Origin of the sequence: Halomonas sp. AOP25-F1-15 (assembly GCF_052378675.1) — a bacterium.
In the GTDB taxonomy this organism is placed as follows: domain Bacteria; phylum Pseudomonadota; class Gammaproteobacteria; order Pseudomonadales; family Halomonadaceae; genus Vreelandella; species Vreelandella casei.
In genome coordinates, this window is the sequence record NZ_JBQSXV010000007.1 from 128255 (window position 1) to 148334 (window position 20080).

The 20080-nt window shown below is 56.1% G+C and carries 18 protein-coding genes and 1 CRISPR repeat array (1 of these 19 only partly in view); of the genes, 11 read left to right on the forward strand and 7 right to left on the reverse strand.

Annotated features, from left to right (window positions below; translation table 11 throughout):
- Positions 1–1830: a CRISPR direct-repeat array (repeat unit 28 nt; unit sequence TTTCTGAGCTGCCTGGGCGGCAGCGCAC); it begins 3297 nt to the left of the window's first position.
- A gap of 129 nt (positions 1831–1959) precedes the next feature.
- From cas6f to cas1f, 6 genes are all read right to left on the reverse strand, one after another.
- A complete protein-coding gene (gene cas6f / locus ACT3TF_RS14055) occupies positions 1960–2529 on the reverse strand; it encodes a type I-F CRISPR-associated endoribonuclease Cas6/Csy4 (protein ID WP_444672384.1) in 570 nt (189 codons plus the stop codon).
- 3 nt (positions 2530–2532) lie between these two features.
- Positions 2533–3558, reverse strand: a complete 1026-nt coding sequence (csy3, locus tag ACT3TF_RS14060) for a type I-F CRISPR-associated protein Csy3 (RefSeq protein WP_444672385.1) — start codon at positions 3556–3558, stop codon at positions 2533–2535.
- Positions 3559–3573: 15 nt separating this feature from the next.
- Positions 3574–4542, reverse strand: a complete 969-nt coding sequence (gene csy2 / locus ACT3TF_RS14065) for a type I-F CRISPR-associated protein Csy2 (protein ID WP_444672386.1) — start codon at positions 4540–4542, stop codon at positions 3574–3576.
- Entirely contained in the window at positions 4535–5911 is a 1377-nt protein-coding gene (gene csy1 / locus ACT3TF_RS14070; RefSeq protein WP_444672387.1) for a type I-F CRISPR-associated protein Csy1, read from the reverse strand. The genes csy2 and csy1 overlap by 8 nt, the downstream gene beginning before the upstream one ends.
- 224 nt (positions 5912–6135) lie before the next feature.
- Positions 6136–9480 carry a type I-F CRISPR-associated helicase Cas3f gene (gene cas3f / locus ACT3TF_RS14075; RefSeq protein ID WP_444672388.1) on the reverse strand — a complete coding sequence of 1115 codons (3345 nt, stop codon included), beginning with the start codon at positions 9478–9480 and terminating at the stop codon, positions 6136–6138.
- On the reverse strand, positions 9477–10451 hold the full coding sequence (cas1f, locus tag ACT3TF_RS14080; RefSeq protein ID WP_444672389.1) for a type I-F CRISPR-associated endonuclease Cas1f: 975 nt from the start codon (positions 10449–10451) through the stop codon (positions 9477–9479). The genes cas3f and cas1f overlap by 4 nt, the downstream gene beginning before the upstream one ends.
- Positions 10452–10931: 480 nt before the next feature.
- Here cas1f and ACT3TF_RS14085 point away from each other — a divergent pair, with 480 nt between their 5' ends.
- The 6 genes from ACT3TF_RS14085 to ACT3TF_RS14110 all read left to right on the forward strand — a co-directional run bounded on the left by ACT3TF_RS14085 (position 10932) and on the right by ACT3TF_RS14110 (position 15930).
- A complete protein-coding gene (locus ACT3TF_RS14085) occupies positions 10932–11081 on the forward strand; it encodes a hypothetical protein (RefSeq protein WP_176483343.1) in 150 nt (49 codons plus the stop codon).
- Entirely contained in the window at positions 11078–11803 is a 726-nt protein-coding gene (locus ACT3TF_RS14090) for a metal ABC transporter ATP-binding protein (RefSeq protein WP_444672390.1), read from the forward strand. Before ACT3TF_RS14085 ends, ACT3TF_RS14090 begins: the two co-directional genes overlap by 4 nt.
- Positions 11796–12686 carry a metal ABC transporter permease gene (locus tag ACT3TF_RS14095; protein WP_096276464.1) on the forward strand — a complete coding sequence of 297 codons (891 nt, stop codon included), beginning with the start codon at positions 11796–11798 and terminating at the stop codon, positions 12684–12686. The genes ACT3TF_RS14090 and ACT3TF_RS14095 overlap by 8 nt, the downstream gene beginning before the upstream one ends.
- A gap of 36 nt (positions 12687–12722) precedes the next feature.
- On the forward strand, positions 12723–13796 hold the full coding sequence (locus ACT3TF_RS14100) for a metal ABC transporter solute-binding protein, Zn/Mn family (RefSeq protein WP_444672391.1): 1074 nt from the start codon (positions 12723–12725) through the stop codon (positions 13794–13796).
- 146 nt (positions 13797–13942) lie between these two features.
- Complete coding sequence (gene ampC, locus ACT3TF_RS14105) at positions 13943–15106, forward strand: class C beta-lactamase (RefSeq protein WP_444672414.1); 1164 nt, start codon at positions 13943–13945, stop codon at positions 15104–15106.
- 158 nt (positions 15107–15264) lie between these two features.
- A complete protein-coding gene (locus ACT3TF_RS14110) occupies positions 15265–15930 on the forward strand; it encodes a cupin domain-containing protein (protein ID WP_444672392.1) in 666 nt (221 codons plus the stop codon).
- On the opposite strand, the gene ACT3TF_RS14115 is transcribed toward ACT3TF_RS14110, so the two are convergent.
- On the reverse strand, positions 15927–16295 hold the full coding sequence (locus ACT3TF_RS14115) for a DUF6164 family protein (protein WP_441686754.1): 369 nt from the start codon (positions 16293–16295) through the stop codon (positions 15927–15929). The genes ACT3TF_RS14110 and ACT3TF_RS14115 overlap by 4 nt on opposite strands.
- Positions 16296–16441: 146 nt before the next feature.
- Between ACT3TF_RS14115 and thiM the strand changes: the two genes are divergently transcribed.
- The 5 genes from thiM (at position 16442) to ACT3TF_RS14140 (ending at position 20075) form a co-directional block, all read left to right on the forward strand.
- On the forward strand, positions 16442–17251 hold the full coding sequence (gene thiM, locus ACT3TF_RS14120; protein WP_444672393.1) for a hydroxyethylthiazole kinase: 810 nt from the start codon (positions 16442–16444) through the stop codon (positions 17249–17251).
- Positions 17241–17864 carry a thiamine phosphate synthase gene (gene thiE, locus ACT3TF_RS14125; RefSeq protein WP_444672394.1) on the forward strand — a complete coding sequence of 208 codons (624 nt, stop codon included), beginning with the start codon at positions 17241–17243 and terminating at the stop codon, positions 17862–17864. The genes thiM and thiE overlap by 11 nt, the downstream gene beginning before the upstream one ends.
- Positions 17861–18781, forward strand: coding sequence for a LysR family transcriptional regulator (locus ACT3TF_RS14130; protein ID WP_441686757.1), 921 nt, complete (start codon positions 17861–17863; stop codon positions 18779–18781). The genes thiE and ACT3TF_RS14130 overlap by 4 nt, the downstream gene beginning before the upstream one ends.
- 65 nt (positions 18782–18846) lie before the next feature.
- Positions 18847–19281, forward strand: a complete 435-nt coding sequence (locus ACT3TF_RS14135; RefSeq protein WP_441686758.1) for a DoxX family protein — start codon at positions 18847–18849, stop codon at positions 19279–19281.
- Between the two features lie 56 nt (positions 19282–19337).
- Entirely contained in the window at positions 19338–20075 is a 738-nt protein-coding gene (locus tag ACT3TF_RS14140) for a DODA-type extradiol aromatic ring-opening family dioxygenase (protein WP_444672395.1), read from the forward strand.
- The last annotated feature ends 5 nt before the right edge of the window (positions 20076–20080 follow it).

Genomic DNA, 20080 nt, shown 5'->3' on the forward strand with positions numbered 1-20080 from the left:
GTTTCTGAGCTGCCTGGGCGGCAGCGCACGGCAGGTGTTACAGAGCCGGGATTAGTGATGTTTTCTGAGCTGCCTGGGCGGCAGCGCACTGGCCGGTTTCGCTGACGCCGCCGATGATGTTTTTCTGAGCTGCCTGGGCGGCAGCGCACTTAAGCGCATCGCTAATCGGCTGCATGCCGGTTTTCTGAGCTGCCTGGGCGGCAGCGCACGTTAAGCGCGCGCGGCGCTGCAATAGGCAAGCTTTCTGAGCTGCCTGGGCGGCAGCGCACGAAGATTTAAACAATCGCATTACCGTCATTCATTTCTGAGCTGCCTGGGCTGCAGCGCACCCTATTGTATTGTCAGCGGCCACTAGAGAGCAGTTTCTGAGCTGCCTGGGCGGCAGCGCACATGGCATTCGATCCTGCTACGCAGCGCGCCCATTTCTGAGCTGCCTGGGCGGCAGCGCACTCGCTGCTGGACAGGTTCTTAGCCGCCTACCGTTTCTGAGCTGCCTGGGCGGCAGCGCACCTCGGCAGCGGTTCGCCACGGCTTTAGGTTGCTTTCTGAGCTGCCTGGGCGGCAGCGCACAGATCATTAGAGCTAGGGTCGCGATTATCATATTTCTGAGCTGCCTGGGCGGCAGCGCACGTAGAAATATCCACCCCAGCACCCGCCATACTTTTCTGAGCTGCCTGGGCGGCAGCGCACGTCGCTAGGGCTGCCGCTGATGCGGCGCTGCATTTCTGAGCTGCCTGGGCGGCAGCGCACCTGTAGACTTACCGCAACACTAGCGCACTCGATTTCTGAGCTGCCTGGGCGGCAGCGCACTAATGCTTCTTCAATGCTGTCGCGCCCTTCCTTTTCTGAGCTGCCTGGGCGGCAGCGCACTCCGCATCGGTGAGACGCCAATTCAAGCGCTTTTTCTGAGCTGCCTGGGCGGCAGCGCACATCGCTCTCGTTTGCGTATCGATGCTGCTGGTTTTCTGAGCTGCCTGGGCGGCAGCGCACAGCACCTGCGATAATCAATGGCGGGTCATTACTTTCTGAGCTGCCTGGGCGGCAGCGCACCAGACCGCCCGCAATTCATACAAGCCGCTGATTTTCTGAGCTGCCTGGGCGGCAGCGCACTGGGGGACATATTAAAAGTAAAAAGCCCGCGCTTTCTGAGCTGCCTGGGCGGCAGCGCACGCGGGCTTCTTGATCTTTATCCCATTGATCACTTTCTGAGCTGCCTGGGCGGCAGCGCACGCTAAAGATGCCCAGCTTCAAGCGGTGGCCTGTTTCTGAGCTGCCTGGGCGGCAGCGCACTACCGGATGGCTTAGCCAGTAAGATCCTATAATTTCTGAGCTGCCTGGGCGGCAGCGCACTTGCTAGGTAGCTTTCCAGCGTGTGGTATACCTTTCTGAGCTGCCTGGGCGGCAGCGCACCTCAAGAGCGCCAAGTTGAACGCTTGCGTCGCTTTCTGAGCTGCCTGGGCGGCAGCGCACGCGCTGCAATTGCTGCAGGCGGCCAAGGTCAGTTTCTGAGCTGCCTGGGCGGCAGCGCACAGGGATGGCCGGACAAATCAGCGCTGTTTTTCTTTCTGAGCTGCCTGGGCGGCAGCGCACGTACCGACCTAGCGTTGGTGTTGTTCGATTTTTTTCTGAGCTGCCTGGGCGGCAGCGCACCTCTGCTCTGCGTAGGAACCACTAGCACCGCTTTTCTGAGCTGCCTGGGCGGCAGCGCACGCAATGCGCAAGGCCAGGGTCTTGGGTCTTCATTTCTGAGCTGCCTGGGCGGCAGCGCACCAGGATTGAAGCGACTATCATGCTTCCGCGTGTTTCTGAGCTGCCTGGGCGGCAGCGCACTAGAGCATATCAAAATTAATGTGCTGATTGTTAAAGAGCTTTAGCCAAAAAAAACGGTATCACCCTTTTCGGAGCGACACCGCTAAGTGGTTGATTATTGGCGGCCTATTTTCATGCTAGAAAAAAGGGTCAAAACCAGGGCACCGTGGCGTTAGGGCTTAGTCCGTAATGGCTAAACTCGCCCTTCGTTGCAGACATGGCTGGTTTGCTATGTTCAATAAACAGGCTAAAACGCTGTTGAGTGGAGCGGCTATTGATCTGCACAAAGGGAAACTCAATGCGCCGTTCAGCCAGCTTGGCATAAATCTTCCGCGCTTCATCTGCCGAGATATCATGCCGTTTGGCGTAGCGTTTGGCCCGGCTTTCACTGCCCGTATTAAACTGCTTACGCGCCACGTTGATATGCTGAGCACCAGCAGGCGCCGCAATCACTTCACTCACCTGGGAGTGGTCGCGCATGCCGGTTAACCAGTCTGCACTCATTAGCTGCTGCAAACGCGCTTGCGTGCTATGCAAGCGAAGGTGATCGCCCAGTGTGCGAGCGCGTACACCGTGTTTATGGCCAGGAAAACTGACGCCTACATCCACAGCCTGTAAATCAAACAGCGCCCGGTGCAACTTGTTGTAGAGCGCGCCCATTAACATTGCCGGGGCAAAGTCAGGGTCGGGCCTTAGGCGGATATCGATATAGTGATCCATGCTTTACCCCGCTTCGCCGAATACACCGCCGCGAATCAGAGTCGCCATAACAAAGTGCTGATCTTCCTTCGTAGGCACTTGATCCTTGATCATCCAGTTATCTAGCAGAGAGTAGAAATCAGCCTTCTGCTTGGGTTGGCGGTACGCTTTGCCCTGTGTGGTTACTGAGCCATAAGGCTCAACGGCAATAGGGCCTAGATCTTCATCGTTTTCATTGGGATACCAGGTGTCGATGGTACGAATGGCGTTACCCAGTTTCTGCGAGTGAATACCAGCAACCTTGCTAACGTGATAAAGCGTTTTGCTCTTATCACCCCGGCCCCGATCAAGAATCAGCTCTTGCGAAGGGAACACTTCTTGGCCACTGCCCACACGCACATAAGCCACTACTTCTAGCAGTAAGTGCTGCTCACCCGCCAACGCGGAGGCGATAACACCGGCGAGTTCTTTAAGCTCGGCGGTTTCCTCGAAGGCCCGCAACGAAAGCGACAGTGCATCAAACGTCCACTCTTTGGTGGTTTTACCCTGCGCCAATTGGCGAACGCTTACCTCAACTTGCTCTGCGCCCATGCGGTTACGCCACAGAAAGCGGCCATTAGCGAGGTTATTGGCATAGCGATGCGCCAGCTCGCCGAAACCTTGCGCTTGTTTATACTCAGCAACTGCCTGTTCCAGCTTGGCTTGGTACTCAGCGTTATTACAGGCCGAAGGCGTTCCGGCACCCGCCAGTACGCGCAGCGTAAAACGAGCAACTAAGGTGTCTGCATCGTGGGGCAGCGTGGCGACATCGACAGTTTGTAGATTGGGATTTTCAATCGCCGCGTCTAGCTTAGCAGGGTCTTGGTCTTTGGCTTTCAGCCGGTTGGAAATGGTGCCGCGCACCGACTTTTCGCGCACTTCTACCGGCTGCCACTGCTGATTATCTTGCCGCCTTTCCCAGCTGCTGGCGTAAAGCAGGGCATCGGAAGGGTCGAGCTTGCGCTCAAAGGCGAGGACGGAAGCGGTTTTAAGGGTATCGTTTTTAGCCATGATAAAGCTCCTGGTTTACTGTGCAGTGGCGCGAAGGTGGTAATCGTTATTAAGTCGGTAAAGTCCCGCTTCTTCGTCGTTATCAACGTACCAAAGCAGGTCTTCCGGTTGCTTCATGCGGTGGGGGCTGACCCATTCGCCAATAGAATAGAGGCTTTCGACAAAGCGAAACTTAGTCGTGGCATCACGGGCATTAGCCACTTCGCCGGGATTAAAAAGATCGGAAATGGCGCCATAACCCACGGGAATAGGCACCAGCCAGCCGCGATAGGGGCGCTGCACCTGCCAAACGGGCTTCTCGTTGGGTTCGCCCTCATTTTCTAATGTGCAGGCATGGTTAAGACGAGAAAGGTCTAGCCACGCATCCAGTAAACTGGCTTCCGGGTTTTGCTGTTGCAGCGTTTGGTGATGTTGGGTTAGGTAGTCATCGCGCAGGGTTAGCGCAAAGCCCGGCAGCCAGCGTCGCTTTAGGCGGGCGAACTGCTTTTGCCGTTCTTCTTCATTGTCATCAAGAGTGACCCATTGTGGGCGTTGCTTGTGGCTTGGCACCGTTCGGTTAGGGATGACGCTGCCACCAGCAATACGCATACCCGCAACGATCTCCCCGATTTTTTGGGCAATATCATAATGCTCACTTTCTGCAGCAGTTGTATCAATCGTCAAGATCAGCGTGATATCTAAATGAACGCGCCCTTCCTCCACAATCGCTGCTGTACCACCCGATTTATCCACCGGGTTACGGGTGAGATGAAAACCACGGATATAACCGCCTTCAGTGGCTTGGGCTTCAAAGTCATGGCAAATAACCCCAACACGACCTAATGAAATGGGAAGACTCGCATCTGCTAACTTCCGCTCTAGCGCATGCATCAAGCCCACAAAAGCGCTCATGGCAGGAAAGCCCCAGGTCATTGGGCTGGAAATCGCGTTGGCGTTTTGTACCCGCAGGCGCGGCAGGACTAGGAGGTTTTTCACTTTACTCATCGTCATCACCTCCTGGCAGGTTGTGTAAGTCTTCCATTAGGCTTTCCATCCAGCGGCGGTCACGATCTAGCAGACGTTGATGGGTAGCATCTTTCGCCAGTGTTTTCTGCCAGTGACGAAATTCCACATCGCCTAATGGGAGCTTTTCACCCAACGCCGCATTGAGCCAGTTAGCAAAACGGTGACGAATGTCATCAGCCCACTCCTCGCTGTTGCGCGCCTCACGAAAAGCAGCATCTTCTTCGGCACGGCCAGGATCTAGCCAGAAGGCTTCTTCGACGACCAATTCGCATTTTTCATTCGCACTCCACCCGGCGGGTAGGCTGTGCATTTGCATGGCAAACAGCGCCAGTTCATCCATCAGCATGGCGGTGTAGTCATCGCGCAGGTCGCGGGTGTGCATGTCCGTGGAGGGGTTGGTCTCAAGAAACTGCTTTAGGTCTTTAACCAAACCTTTTACGCCGCCTGTGTAATAGAAAATACCAAACGGTTTAAATACTGAATCCACTTTCATCGGCAGTCGGATGTCACGCACATTCCAACTAGGTGGCATTGAGGCTAATAGATAGTTATTCCCACCCCGCTCACTATTCAGCTGTGAGATATTTTGTGGCTTGGTGCCGCCCATTTTCTGTACGGCTAGGTTGGGGTAGCTGTGCACGGGTTGCTCGGCGTATTTGCCTTCCCGTTTTGCCTTACGTGTTTCTTTGGCCTCTTCGCTAAAGCGGTCATGGTTAATGGTTTGGAAGATGCAGTGGGCCAGCGAGGTGGCATAGAGTGGGGCTAGTAAATGGAAGTTCTCGGCGTCATTTTCTAGGTCTGCTGCATCATCACCCACCAGCCAGTAGAGCTGTTTGCCTCGGGTATGTGAGGCGTGCTCACCACGTGGTTCGGTAATCGCCGCAAAGGCGTTGATCCATGCCTGGGCTTGTTCGGGGTTATCGCTTAACGCTTTGGCAAAATCGCTGTCATTTTCTAGCGCACGCTCAAGCAGCGATTTTTCCTCAAATTGCAGTTTCAAGAACTTATAAACATCCAAGGCTGCGGCGTTCCCCACCACATCGCCCGCAAAATCAGCGGATAGCACATGACTACCTACTAGGTTGTGGGCATGTAGCGATTCGGGTGGGGCGTAAAGATTGGAGCCTTTGGCATCTGGGTGGATAGGTTTTAGCGAGTGGGTTACGACTTGCAGTTGACCAACGCGCCTTGCCGCATCGTTGATCCAGGTATCGAATTGAAATTGCTCAACCAATGCCTGGTATTTTGGATCGTCGGGAGCTAGCTTTTCCGCTTTGGTATCGAAGCGCTCTTTTAAGAAGGCTTTAATCCCAGAGCGAATTTCTGCTGCTCTGCTATTATCTGCCATACGTTTTCCCTTTGGTTATCAAACTCTGCTGGCATAGAAATGATGATAAATCACAGCGATCACATCTTTAGTATTCTTTGGCCTGAAGAAGACCAACAATTTGTAGGCTTATGCTCACAATTTCCAAGTCTTTCATGGCTTGCTAATGACAGCGCTGAGGCGCTTGCTGGCATACAAGCGCTGGTTTGCGAAACGCTCGCGGATATTAACGAGCATGCTTAACTTCATTTGCTCCGCCAAAACCCCAGCACCGGGTGATACCCCCAGCGCTGATTTCTAGCCGAGGCTGTCACCGTGCCGAAGGTACGGGCGGCGCGATCAAGGGAGATATCCAGGTCTTCTGCTAAGTCCGCCAGGGCTGTTAAGTAGTCGCTAGCACCCCAGGGTTGAATCCGCTCGCCCTGCTCTTTTGCCAGGTCTACCCGCACCAGCAGGCTTTCCTCCACCGGCACATAGAGCTTTTCACCCCGCCTTGCGCCATCGTCTACGCGGTGCAGCGTCCAGGTTTCACCGCCCTCATCGGGCAGCAGCGCTAGGGTTATTTCAGGTTCGAGCTGCTTACGAAATGGGTCACGCTGAATCAATACACCGGTTAAATGCAGCTGCGGCATGACATGCCAGCTATAGGCACCCAATGGCGGCGGCTTAGGCGTTTTACCTATTCTTATCTCTTTTTTAGTTAACGGCTCGGCGGGCTGTTCAATCATTAACTGGTGCAACCGCTCATGCTCCAAATCTACGAGACTTTCTTTAGCGTGCAGCACTTCCCGCGCCAGCACGCGGGGGCGGGCATCAATCACCTGGTACTCATCTTTAGTTAATAGCTCACTAAGGAAGTGACTACTTAACCGCCAATAACTGTCTGTTTCAAAGCCAGGCTTGTGGAACGCGGGCTTTCCCGATTGCTCCCAATGTTTGAGGTTGGTATCAAGCAGTAAAATATTAGGCGATTCACACGCCTGTTCGCGGTGGCGGCGCACCCGGCCTGCTAGCTGGATAATCGAGCGCATGGAAGAAGGCTCTACTATCGCCCAGTCGTAATCGTGGTCGCGGCCAACTTCGGTGACCGGCGAGCCCAGCACAATAAACAGGTGGTCGTGTTCTTCGCTACTGTCGAGTAGGCGGCGGATATCCGGCTGCTGAAACACGCGCTCGGGTTCGGCTCGTTGCAGCGTTTTATCTAAGCGGCGTTCAATCTCCGAGCGCATCACCAGCGGGTGGCGGGAGTGGTAAACGCAGAGGTGAATGCGCACACCTTCTGGCGCGCCCTGCTGAAACAGTGCCCTGGCTACATCCACCAATGGGTCGATATTGGCCATACGAATAAGGCCAAAACTAACGCGTTTGCTGGTGTGGGGGTCAATGGAGTGGTGCTGCTGGTGCAGCGCCAGCGCATGCTCGCGTAGCAACGCTGCAACCGCGGGCCTTATTTCTTCTGGCCGTTTACCCAACGCTGGCAACGCTAAAATATCGCCACGGCGGCGCACCGGGCTAATAGATAAGCGTTCTAACCGGCGCTTGGCAAAGGCGTGATGCGCGGCCTTGAAGGTCTCGCTACTGGCGCAGTTTGCATGCTGACGATCATGTTCGTCGAACCAGGCGCAGCAGATATCCGTCGCTAATCCCGGCTCGCCACGATGGCGTTGAAAAGCTTCGCGACCGCTGCGATAAGCTTCATACAGCCCTTCGACCAATGCGGGTGGCAAGGTGGCCGATGACAGCAGCACTCGCGATCCCAACAGCCCTGCCCAATTCACTAATCGAGTAAGCGCAGGCAGGTCGTTGATATCGAAGTCGTCGATTTCATCGAGCACTAGATCACTGCTCATTAGCCGCAGCATGGGCACGACCTGCCGCCCGCCTCGTGTGCTTTCCGTGGCAGGCACAAGGTGGTCAACGGTGCATACCAAAATGGGTGCGGCGATAAGCGCGCGAGTGCCCGGCTCATCGCTCAAACGGCGCAGCACCGGATGACTATCAAAATTGCCGTCAAACACCACGTGGGCGTCTTCTTCGATTAGCGCCTGTTTAGACGCCGAACCACTGGCTTCGGCTTCTTGTTCGTAATGCTCAAATAACGCTTTATTGGCGCTGCCGCCTACGCGCACGGCAAGTTCATCCTCCCCCAGATGCAAGCGCTCACGAAGGGCTTGGCCAGTTTGCAGGGTCAGGGTGCGCAGCCCCAACGCAATGCTAAAACGCGCGCCCTGTTGAGGGTCAGCCAGCGCATACATGATGCGCCCATTCGCCAGGGTCTTACCGCAGCCGGTGGAGGCCATGTTGATACCAAAAAAGCCTTGCCGTTGGCTGCGCTCCCTTAGCGATTGGGCCAGGTCAAAGGCTTTATCCTGCCAACGAAAGCGCGGGTGACTGCTGCGCTTACGAAAGCCTTTATGGCGCGCTAAACGGGGTAGGTGACTATCGACACTGGGCAGTGCCCGGGCGACCGCCGCAGCGTGTTTTTCCACCCCCAGGATATGTTCATCAAGCGGCTGGTTGGGCTTGCCGGTTTTACGCACGGTATTGGCTATTAGCGGATAGTTGGGTTCGCCGCGCACGCGGTGCTGGAGATCTTCCAGGCTTGAGTAGTAATGGTCGGCGAGCATTAGGCTTAGCCGCGCTAAGTGCATGACGTAGTGGCTTTCCAGCCAGTGACGATCCGCTTTTAGCCGTGCCTGTAGCCGCGTTGCGAGCTTAGCAGCGCGTTCACGCCAGCGGGAGGTACTCAGCGGCAACCCACCGCTGAACTGCCAGTATGGGGCAATACGCTTAGAGTCTTGGGTTTCGGGAATTTCATTCCACTCGGCATGGATAGAAGCAAACAGTTCGCCCAACTGCTCCGCCTGTAGTGGCGCCTTTCCTCTGCCCCAGCGCCTTTCAGTATTGCCATCCTGTTCCGGCGGTTTTAACGGCAGGCGGTGGTGGCTAAGCACTAGCCAACCCAGCGTAGCAGCCAGCGGCGGCAAACGACTAAATACCGCCGATGTGGGGCTATCTAATCCGTCACGCTCTAAACCATCCAGCCAGTCCTGCTCTTGATAGTTGCCTTCGGCCAGTCGTGCCAGCCAGGTGGCGTCGCCGTCACTGCCTACAAACGCTTGGAACAGGCGAAGCGATATCCACTCATGGCGGTATAAGTTGCGCCCTTCCAGCTTGCCTTTAAGCCGCTGCTGAAAGGCGTCGCAGGCTTTGCCCAGGTCGTGCAGTAACGCAGCGAAGGCGGTGAGCAGGAGAATGTCTTCACCGCTGTGCCAGTCGTTTTCATCGCGGCGGCGCAGGATATCTCGGGCAGTGGTATTGGTGGGCACCGCGCCATTGATATTAAACCGCGAGGCGTCCCCCACCACCCACACCAGCTCGCTGTGGTCGTGACCCCGAATCCAGTGGCAGGCAACGGCGGTGTTTTTGCGGGCTTTTTTGCGCAGCAGTTTGCGCAAGGTATCCAACCCGGCTTGGGTGATGGGCGTTTGCCAGGTGCGGTCACCGCGGCGCTCGGCAAACTGGTCAAGAATGCGGCGGGTTTCTTTCAGCGCATTTTTATTGCATTGGGAAATCAGCAGCACGTTCATTGCTTGGCGCTCCCCAACGCCTGAGCCACTTCCTTGAGCGTATCGATCATGAAGTCGAGGGATTCGGTGCGGGTCAGGCGCTCAATGCAGGCTTGACGAAACTCCTGCTCTTCATCGCCGCGCATAGCGGAAATAAACGCCTGGGGCAAAATAACGGCGTCTTTGACTAAATCAGCGACATCAAACACCAGGCCGCCCCGACGAGTTTTACCGTGTAGCACGGCAAGCCCGTGAGGAATACCCAGCACCCAGGTGGCTGTGGCGGCCAATCCGTAGGCGAGGTAATTGCCGTGATCAAGGAAGCGGTTGGCAGGATCTACGCCAGTTCCGCGCTTGGCGCGGGTGAAGTCGCCATACTCGGTAGCATTCACCGCCAGCTTAAACAGCATTTTGGTTAAGCGCGCCTCCAGGGTGAGCAGGTCAACGGTGCTAGGTGCTTTCTGGATCGCTTCACGGTGGTAGCTAAGGGCGCTATGCAGTTGATCTGTTGAAATGCTAAAGCCTGCATCTTTCATCACACGGCTTGCCCACAGAGCTTCAATGCGCGTCAGGCGCGCCTGCTGAAATGCACGGGCGGCATCCAGGCGCTTTGCATCATCAAACCAGAAGTGCACCCAGTATTGGAGATACTCTGTAGGCCGGTATTCGCTTTGCGGGGTGAGCCACGCGACGTCAACATCGACTTCATTAGCCGCAAACAGCGGTGTTCCCCCGCCACCACAAAACCCGACTAAGACCCCGGCCTTGGCTAGTTCACGCATGGCTGCCTGAGTGATAGAAGTGCCGGTGCCCAATAGTATCGACGTGGTGTTTGCAATAGGGATGTTCCAGTAGCGCGACTTACTACCTTCATCGGTGACGTACTCGACCCGGCCACCATTCACCAGCACGCGGCAATGCTGTAAGTAGTAGAGGTTTGCACGCTTGGAATGGAGTATCGTTTTCAAATCAGACGGCGAAAAATCATCCATGGCACGCTCCTAGTCATCACCTTTCCTCATCAAACCATTCTTTACCCTTAAGCGCTATTAAACTTAGTCTTACTTAGCCAATGCTGTTTCCACGTTAGATACGTGCCAGCGCCGTGCTACTCTTAGCGCCATTAAATGCATCAGTACGCCTGTATCTTTTCCGCTTGTTAGCGGCGTTGGTTATTTCTCCGATTATTACTCTTCTGACTTATACACAGCCTTATTCACACCCTTACCCAAAGACTTATCCACAGCCGGATTCATCCTGCACAAGCGCAGCGGCGCGAATACGATTCGGTGTTTGAGAACGGTGCGTACCCGGCCATTATTTGGCAGGCGGGCTGGGGCGGCATTTACGGCACTACTTAACCCTGAGCTTTATGATTGCCAGCGCGGCGTTTAGGCGTAAAATATCCAGCAATTTTTTGGCTTTGCCACATGTTATGTTATAACCTATTTGATATTACACGAGGCCATTTAATGAGTGAGCATACGCACCGCCATAACAAGGAAGGTCCTTGTCACTTCTCCTTAATGTCATTGTCGGCGGTTAAACGGCTGTTGTTTGTTGCCGTGCCGCTGCTAGCGCTGTGGGGTTTAGTGAGTTGGGCTGGCGGGTGGTGGGGATGAGTGAGCATTTAGTCTCTCGTCTTCAGCTGCACGATCTACATTTGGCCCAGGCGCGCCGCACGGTGCTGGAACACATTGAAGGCGACTTCAAGCCAGGCGCCATTACCGCACTGATTGGCGCTAACGGTGCCGGTAAAAGCACGTTGATTCAGGCGATCATGGGGGAGCTTCGGCCGATTAGCGGCGAAGTGGTCTGCACGGTAGCAAAAGAGCGCCGGGCATGGCTGCCCCAGCAGCTAGCGCTGGACCTTACCTTCCCAATGAGCGTGGAAGAATTGGTCATGACCGGCAGCTGGCCTAGCCACGGCGCGCTAACCGGCTATTGCGCCGGGCATTATCGAAAAGGCCGCGAGATTATGGCGCGGCTGGGTATTTCGCACTTGGCCCACCGCCCGCTGGGCGAGCTTTCCGGCGGCCAGCGCCAGCGTGCGCTGATTGGGCGCACGCTGATGCAGGAAGCCGAGCTATTACTGTTGGATGAGCCGTTTGCCAATGTGGACAGTGAAACGGTCGACATTTTGATTCGTATCCTGCGTCAGATGGCCGATGACGGCGCGACGATTATTGTGGTGTTACACGATATGGATCATTTGCGCCGTCTTGCCGATGAAGTGCTGATGCTCAACGGCGGCCACGCGCGCTGGGTTGCCCCCGCTGCGCTGACTCATCAGCATGCGCCCGTTCAGGCGATGCCGTTTAGCGTGGGGGATCAGCATGCTTGACCTACTGAATGCATGGTTTGTCGCGCCATTCGACTACGGCTTTATGCGCCGTGCGGTGGTGGGCGGTTTAGCGCTTTCGCTGGCGGCCCCTCCGCTGGGGGTGTTTTTGGTGTTACGCGGGATGAGCCTGATTGGCGACGCCATGGCTCACGCGATTCTCCCCGGTGTGGCGCTCGGCTTTCTGCTGGCAGGATTCTCGCTACCCATTATGAGTATTGGCGGCGTGCTGTTTGGTTTGCTGGTGGCACTGCTGGCGGGCGCGGTATCGAAAATGGGCGGCCAGCGTGAAGATGCGGCCATGGCGAGCTTTTTTATTATTTCGCTGGCTGCGGGCGTCATGCTGATTTCGCTAGGCGGTAGCAGCGTGGATCTAACCCACGTGCTGTTTGGCTCTATTTTGGCGATTAATGGCACCGCCCTAATGCTGATTGCCGGTATCAGTACGCTGATTGTGGTGACGCTGGCGGTGGTTTTTCGTGCCTTAGTGGTGGAGTGTTTAGACCCGCTATTTTTGCGCGGCCAAAGCCGCCGTAGCGGCTGGGTGCATAGCGTGTTTTTGGGGCTGCTGGTGCTGAATTTAACGGCCGGCTTTCAAACTCTAGGCACGCTGATGGCGGTGGGCTTAATGATGCTTCCCGCCACCTCGGCACGCTTTTGGAGCAAGCGCTTAGAAGGGCTGATCGGTATTTCGATTGTGCTGGCCATGGTGTCTAGCACCGGCGGCCTACTGCTTTCGTTCCACCTGGATATCCCTTCAGGCCCGAGCATTATTCTGCTGGCCGGGGCGGGTTATCTATTCTCGGCGCTGTTTGGCCGTTATCACAGTTTAGCAGCCAAGCTACGGCGTAAAACGACGCCGCTGGCCGTCGATCACGGGTGTTAATGGCGCCCGTTCACGCTTAATCGTAAGGAGTTTTATATGTCGCTTAGCCATGTTTCATACCGGTTATCACACCGGTCGGCACGCTGGTTAGTCGGTGTTTCTGCCCTGTTGGCACTGCCTGCTGCCATGGCTAATGAGCGTATTCAGGTCGTGACCAGTTTCTCTATATTGGCGGACATGGTGGAAAACGTAGGCGGTGACCATGTTGAGGTAAGTTCCCTGGTCGCGGCCGATGGCGACGCCCATGTTTACTCGCCCAGCCCTGGCGATGCACGCTCACTGGCCGATGCCGATTTAGTCGTGTTTAACGGCCTGCTATTTGAAGGCTGGATGGAGCGGCTAATTAGCGCCAGTGACTACGATGGCGCCCTGGTCACCGCGACCGACGGCATTGAGCCCCTCTCTTATGCCGGACATGACGATCACGGCCACGATCATGAAGGACACGATCACGAAGCGCATGAGCATGAGCATGCCGATCATGGCGACGACCATGCCGGTCATGATCATGGTGATGAGGACCCGCACGCATGGCAGGATATGCACCAAGCCGAGGTGTATATTGCCAACATTCGCGATGGATTAATCGCCGCTGATGCTGACAACGCCGATGCGTACCGCGCCAATGCGGAGCAGTATTTACAGGAAATAGCCGAGGTAGACGCCGAGATTCATGCGCTGATTGACGAGATTCCGGCCTCCACTAGCGTGATTACCGGCCATGACTCGTTTGGCTACTTCTCAAACGCTTATGGCGTTAACTTCCTGTCTCCAGTGGGACTTTCCACGGAAGCGGATCCTAGTGGCGCCAGCATGGCAGCGCTGGTAGACGTGATTAATCAAGAGAACGTTAAGGCACTGTTCCACGAGAACATGACCAACCAGTCGATCATCACCCAGCTAGCCGAAGAAACCGGCTTGCCCATTGCAGGCACGCTGTACGCGGACGCGCTAGCAAGTGAAGGCGAGGCCAGCACGTATCTGGGTATGATGCGCCACAATGCTCGCGTGCTGCACGACTCGCTGGCAGAAGCAGGTCATGATGATCATGCGTCTGACGACGATCACGATCACGATCACGATCACGATCACAGCGAGCATGCCCACTAAACTGAACAATGTAGCGAAAAATGATAACCAAAGCGCCCTACGGGCGCTTTTTTACGTTTGTCGACGACTTACTGGCCACGCTTTATCGTTGCTAGGACGTATCATGCGGTATTCACAAACAAGAAGGCAGGTTTCATATGGATAGGATGCTAGCAGCCAAAGCAGGTTTTATCGTGGCAGGTTCGCTACTTCTCGGTACCTCAAGCTGGGCTACCGAAAAGCTGAGCAGCTCCCAAACCGAGGCCATGGTCAATGACACCATAACGGCCCTGATGGCGGAATATCGCATTCCGGGCATGGCGGTGGCACTCAGTGTTGAGGGGCAGCATTATTACTTTAATTATGGTGTTGCCGATCAAGCGGCCGGAGTACCGGTAACGGCAGACACGCTGTTTGAGCTGGGCTCGGTGAGTAAGACCTTTACCGCCGCGCTGGCTGCCTATGCTCAGGCCAGCGGCGCTCTATCGTTCTCTGACCCCGCTAGCCAGTATCTGCCTGCGCTTGAAGGTAGCGCCTTCGATGACGTCAGTTTGCTTGAACTCGGCACCTACACGGCAGGTGGGCTGCCTTTGCAGTTCCCAGAAGACGTTCAAGATGAAGATGATATGATCACCTACTATCGTCAATGGACGCCTGAGTACGCTCCTGGCACCTACCGTCGGTACTCTAACCCAAGCATTGGCTTGCTAGGCTATCTGGCGGCCCAAAGCCTTGATGAGCCATATGCTATATCGATGCAAGAGCACCTGTTCTCAACGCTTGGGCTTGAGCATAGCTATCTGCAGGTGCCCGAAGAGGAGCAGGCGAATTATGCCTTTGGTTATTCAAAGCAGGATGAGCCTATTCGGGTGAACCCTGGCGTGCTGGACGCCCAGGCGTACGGATTGAAGTCGAATGCCGCTGACATGCTGACATTCGTTGAAGCCAACATGGACGATTCAGCGCTGGACGAGGTTCTGCGTGAGGCACTAGAAACGACGCGAATGGGCTATTTCAATATGGGCGACATGACCCAAGGCCTGGGTTGGGAGCGCTATAGCTATCCTGTGCAGCTTGAGCAATTGCGTGCAGGGAATTCGCTTGAAATGGTTATGGAAGCCAATGAAGCAAGTCGTTTGCAGCCGCCGTTACCGGCAAACCAAGCCATGTGGTACAACAAGACCGGCTCGACTAACGGCTTTGGCGCCTACGTGGCCTTTGTGCCTAGCGAGAAAATAGGCATTGTACTGTTGGCTAATCGTAGCTACCCCAACAGTGCGCGTATTGAAGCGGCTCATCATATTATTACCGCGCTGACCGACGCGCCCTGAAGTAATCTTCACATATGCTTAAAAGAATGCCGCCTTCGGGCGGTATTTTTATGCCGTCACCGCGCGTATCGCACCACTGAAAGTTGCATTCTCGGCTCTCGATAAGGAGACTAGCACCCCTTCCCCCTTACTTTACGTCCCCTGCGAAGAGCCTTCCTATGCGCCTAAACGCTGATTTTAGCCACTTTGCCTGTGTTACCCCGGAAGAGTATCAATGGGTCGACTCCCCCAGTCCGGGAGTAGAACGCATGATGTTTGACCGGATTGGTGACGAAGTCGCACGTGCGACTAGCCTGGTTCGCTACGCCCCCCACTCGCAGTTCGAGCGGCACACGCACGGCGGCGGTGAAGAAATTTTGGTGTTAGAGGGTGTCTTTGCCGATGAACATGGCCGCTACGCAGCGGGTAGCTACTTAAGAAACCCTGTGGGTACCGGCCATACGCCGCAGATTGGCGAGGAAGGCGCGCTGATTTTTGTCAAACTGCATCAGTTTGATCCTAACGACACGCTACAGCTGGCAGTGCCTGCCCACCGGCTTCCCTGGCAACCTGATAGGCGCCCGCGCATTGTCTACAAAATGCTGCACACCTATAAGCAGGAGCGCATCAGCCTAGAAAACTGGGCTGCGGGCACGTCTATTACGTACCCGACCCTGATGGGGGGCATGGAGTTTTTGGTCTTAGAAGGTACCCTCAGCGATACTGAGCAAAGCTACTCTGCGGGTACTTGGTGCCGCTACCCTAGCGGCGCGGCCCCGGCGCTCACCGCCGGTAGCGAAGGCGTCATGATGTATCTTAAACGCGGTCATTTACCGGCCGCTTAGGCGTGCGACAGACCTACAAAAGGGAGCAGCGTGAGGGCGGCAATAAGTACTACCGCTATCAACACCAGCACGACTTGTACCGGGTGCGCGGCTAGGCGGCGCCACAGCGTTGCCGCCTCACCGCGCTCAACCGTCGCCTGGTGCTCACGCTGCACGCGCTCAAAGCGCTCGGCTTGATAAGCGTTCAACGCAGCGGTCGCCGCTTCATGCTGATGTGGGTTACGCAGCCAAATGGCATCGACACCCAAGCGGAAAAAGCCCGCCTGGGTTTCATAGGTATCAAAGCCGTGCGCTGCGAATAGATCGCGCACTTCCATCGCTTCCTCATCGGTCACGTGGCGCAGCCGGAACAGTAGTTCAGCCATTGGTTTTCCTCATGTATCGCTGCTTCGCAGATTGATTCTATGGCAAGTCTATAGGCTTTTATTACCCTCATTCAGTACTGATGATGAATAATCGTTACCATGCTGGCATTCAGCCAGTAACGCTGGCCGCTTTATAGGAACAGACTATGCCCCTCCGCCCGCTTGGCGATTATCTTGAGGCACTTCGCTCAGAGACACCGCTGGTTCACTGCATGACGAACTACGTCGCGATGAATAGCACCGCTAACTTGCTGCTAGCCACGGGGGCCTCGCCCGCCATGCTGCATGCGCCTGAGGAAGTGGCTGAGTTCACCGCTATCTCTGCGGCACTGTCTGTCAATATTGGTACGATTTCTGCTCACTGGGCCGATGCTATGCTGATCGCTGCGGCTGCCGCCGATCAACACGCTATCCCGTGGGTGTTAGACCCTGTCGCCGTTGGCGCAACGCGCTATCGTCAAACGCTTTGCACACGACTGCTGGCCTTGAAGCCTGGCGTTATTCGCGGCAATGCTTCTGAAATTCTCGCCCTCAATGGCTTGACCAGCCAGGGCCGCGGCGTGGATGCGACGGCCACCACAGGACAAGCCGTCGAGGCTGCAATCGCGCTGGCTCAAAAGCACGGCTGCGTGGTGGCCATGACCGGTGAAAGCGACTGGGTGACCGATGGCACACAGCATTATCGAATTGAGGGCGGCCACTCATTGATGCCGCATGTCACGACGCTGGGCTGCGGGCTGAGCGCGCTAGTAGCCGCTTTTGTGGCCGCTAATCGCAAGGCGGCACTGGGCGCAACAGCGGCAGCATTGGCCTGTTTTGCCGTTGCCGGCGAACGTGCAGGCAGCCACGCGCAAGGCCCCGGTAGCTTTCAAGTAGCCCTTCTGGATGCGCTCTACCAGCTCACCCCTGCGGATCTCACTACTCATACTCATCTGGAGGCGGTCTATGTCGTTTGATCTGTCGCTGTATTTAGTCACCGATGCTGCGCTATGCCACGATTACGGATTGGAAAGCACGGTCGAAGCCGCGGTAAACGGCGGCGTGACGATCGTCCAGCTACGCGATAAGCACGCCAGCGACACCCAGATGATTGCGCAAGCAAAACGGCTGAAAAGCGTACTGGCAGGCACCGGCGTACCGCTGATTATTAACGACCGCTTAACGGTGGCGCTAGAAAGCCAGGCAGACGGTTTGCACGTAGGGCAAAGCGACACCGCCGTGCAAGCGGCGCGTGCGGCGATGGGCGAGCAGGCGATTATTGGCCTTTCGATCAACACGCATGCCCAGCTTGATGCAGCGCCACTGGCACTGCTCGACTATGTAGGGATTGGCCCGGTGTTTGCCACCGGAAGTAAGCAAGATCACGCGCAGCCAATTGGCTTTGACGGCTTAGCCACGCTGGTAGCCGCATGCCGGCTCCCCAGCGTTGCCATTGGCGGGCTAAAGGCTGAACACGCGAACCATGTACGGCGCGCAGGCACAGACGGCTTAGCGGTCATTTCGGCTATTTGCGGCCAGCCTGACCCGGCTCAAGCCGCGCGGGCGTTTAAAGCGGCAACAGCCTCATGAACCAGCTAGAGCATCTCGTTACGTTTGTGCGCGTTGCCGAGCTGGGTAGCTATACACAAGCAGCGCAGGCGCTGGATCTTTCACGCACTCGAGTGTCGCGTCAGGTCATGGCACTGGAAGCATCGCTGGGGGCGCGGTTGATTCAGCGCACTACGCGACGCTTGCATCTCACTGAGGCCGGAGAGCGCTATCTGGCACGTGCTCAAAGCATTTTACAGGCGCTTGACGAAGCCGCCGCGGAGGTCGGCCAGGGCACCAGCGATGTGCGCGGGCAGCTGCGCGTCAATGGGCCCATGAGCTTCGGTACTCGCTACCTGGCGCCGCTGGTCGCTCAGTTTATGCTCGCGCATCCAGCGCTTGAAGTTCGCCTGGATCTTAACGATCGCCGCGTTGATTTATTGGAAGAAGGCTATGACGTCGCAATTCGCATCGGCAGCCTGCCCGACTCCAGCTTAATCGCCCGCCGCCTAACCCGCTGCCGTTTACTGTTTTGCGCATCGCCGGATTATCTGGCCACCCACGGGGAGCCCAAAAGTATTCAAGCGCTGGCACACCACCGTTGCCTGCGTTATCGCAGCGGCCAAAATACCGCGGACTGGCAGCTAGCAACGCAGCCCATCAGCGTTCGTGGCCCGATGGAAAGCAACAATGGCGATGTATTAACCCACGCAGCAGAAGCCGGGCTGGGTATCGCCCAGCAGCCCAGCTTTTTAGTCACTGAGAGTATCGCCAGTGGCCGTTTAGTGCCTATTTTGATCGATGAGCCCACCGTGCGACTCGATGTTCACGCCCTTTATCCCGCTAGGCGCTACCTACCTGCCAAAGTGGAACGCTTTGTCGAGCAGCTATCAGTAGCATGGGGCGACCCCCCTATTTGGGAACAACAGATCGGATTGTCGCAGCCAGCGCAACAGTGATGTGCAATGCGCGCTGATTATCTCAGCTAAGTCCAGCGGTAAAGTAGCTCCATCGACCACCCTTGATGGAAGCGACTCATATGACCACTCTCTCACCGCCTGCGACAGCCACCTCTCTACAGCCTCATGCTATTTCGCTGCTGCGCGTCGCGCTAGGCGTGATGGCTCTCGCCCACGGCTCGCTCAAACTATTTGTATTTACCCTGCCCGGCACTGTCGGCTACTTTGAGTCACTTGGGTTACCGGGGTTTTTGGCCTACCTGACTATCGCTGCGGAAATTGGCGGCGGCGCTGCGCTGCTGCTGGGTGTGTATACCCGCTGGGTGAGTCTGGCGTTAATTCCGGTGCTACTGGGCGCCACCTGGGTACACCTCGGCAACGGCTGGATGTTCTCTAATGCCGGAGGCGGTTGGGAATTCCCAGTATTTTGGACGCTGGCGCTGATGGTTCAAGCCGGCCTAGGAAGTGGGCGCTGGGTGTTAGATCGCCGCTTTGCCTAACGTTATCGCCGGCGCTTGCTTACCGCTAGCGCTGGCACTGCGATGGAGAGTCACTCATGTTACCTAGCCTGTTTATATCCCACGGCTCGCCTATGCTGGCGCTGAACAAAACTCCCGCTCATGCTTTTTTACGCGAACTGGGCAAACGTCTCTCGCCTAAAGCCGTCATCGTGATATCGGCACATTGGGAGAGTTCGTCACTCAAAGTAAACACCACCGCCAAGCCAGAAACGATTCATGACTTCGGAGGATTTCCGCGGGCGCTTTTCGAATGTCAGTACCCTGCTTCAGGCGACCCTGAGCTTGCCGAACGGCTGGCGCTGTTACTCGATGCCGAGCGAGTAGAGCGTGGCATGGACCACGGTGCCTGGGTGCCACTTTCGTTGATGTTTCCAGCTGCTAATGTGCCCGTCGTGTCACTATCATTGCCCGTGCACTGGCGTAATAGCGAGCTTGTCGCACTCGGCGAACAGCTGTCGGCACTGCGAGAAGAAGGTATTTTGATTATCGGCTCAGGCAGCCTGACCCATAACTTGTATGAGCTGATGCCGATGGGCAGTCAAATGCCTACCTGGGTAGATGAATTTTCAAGCTGGGTGACGACCCATATAGTCGCCAATGATCGTGACGCGCTGCTGCACTGGGAAAAGGCGCCGCAGGCCAATAGAAATCACCCTACGCCTGAGCACTTTCAACCGCTGCTTGTCGCGATGGGCGCCGGTAACGAGGCAACTCAGCTGCATCACAGCGTTGAGCACGGCGTGCTGGCGATGGATGTCTACCAGTTTGCTTGAGGGCA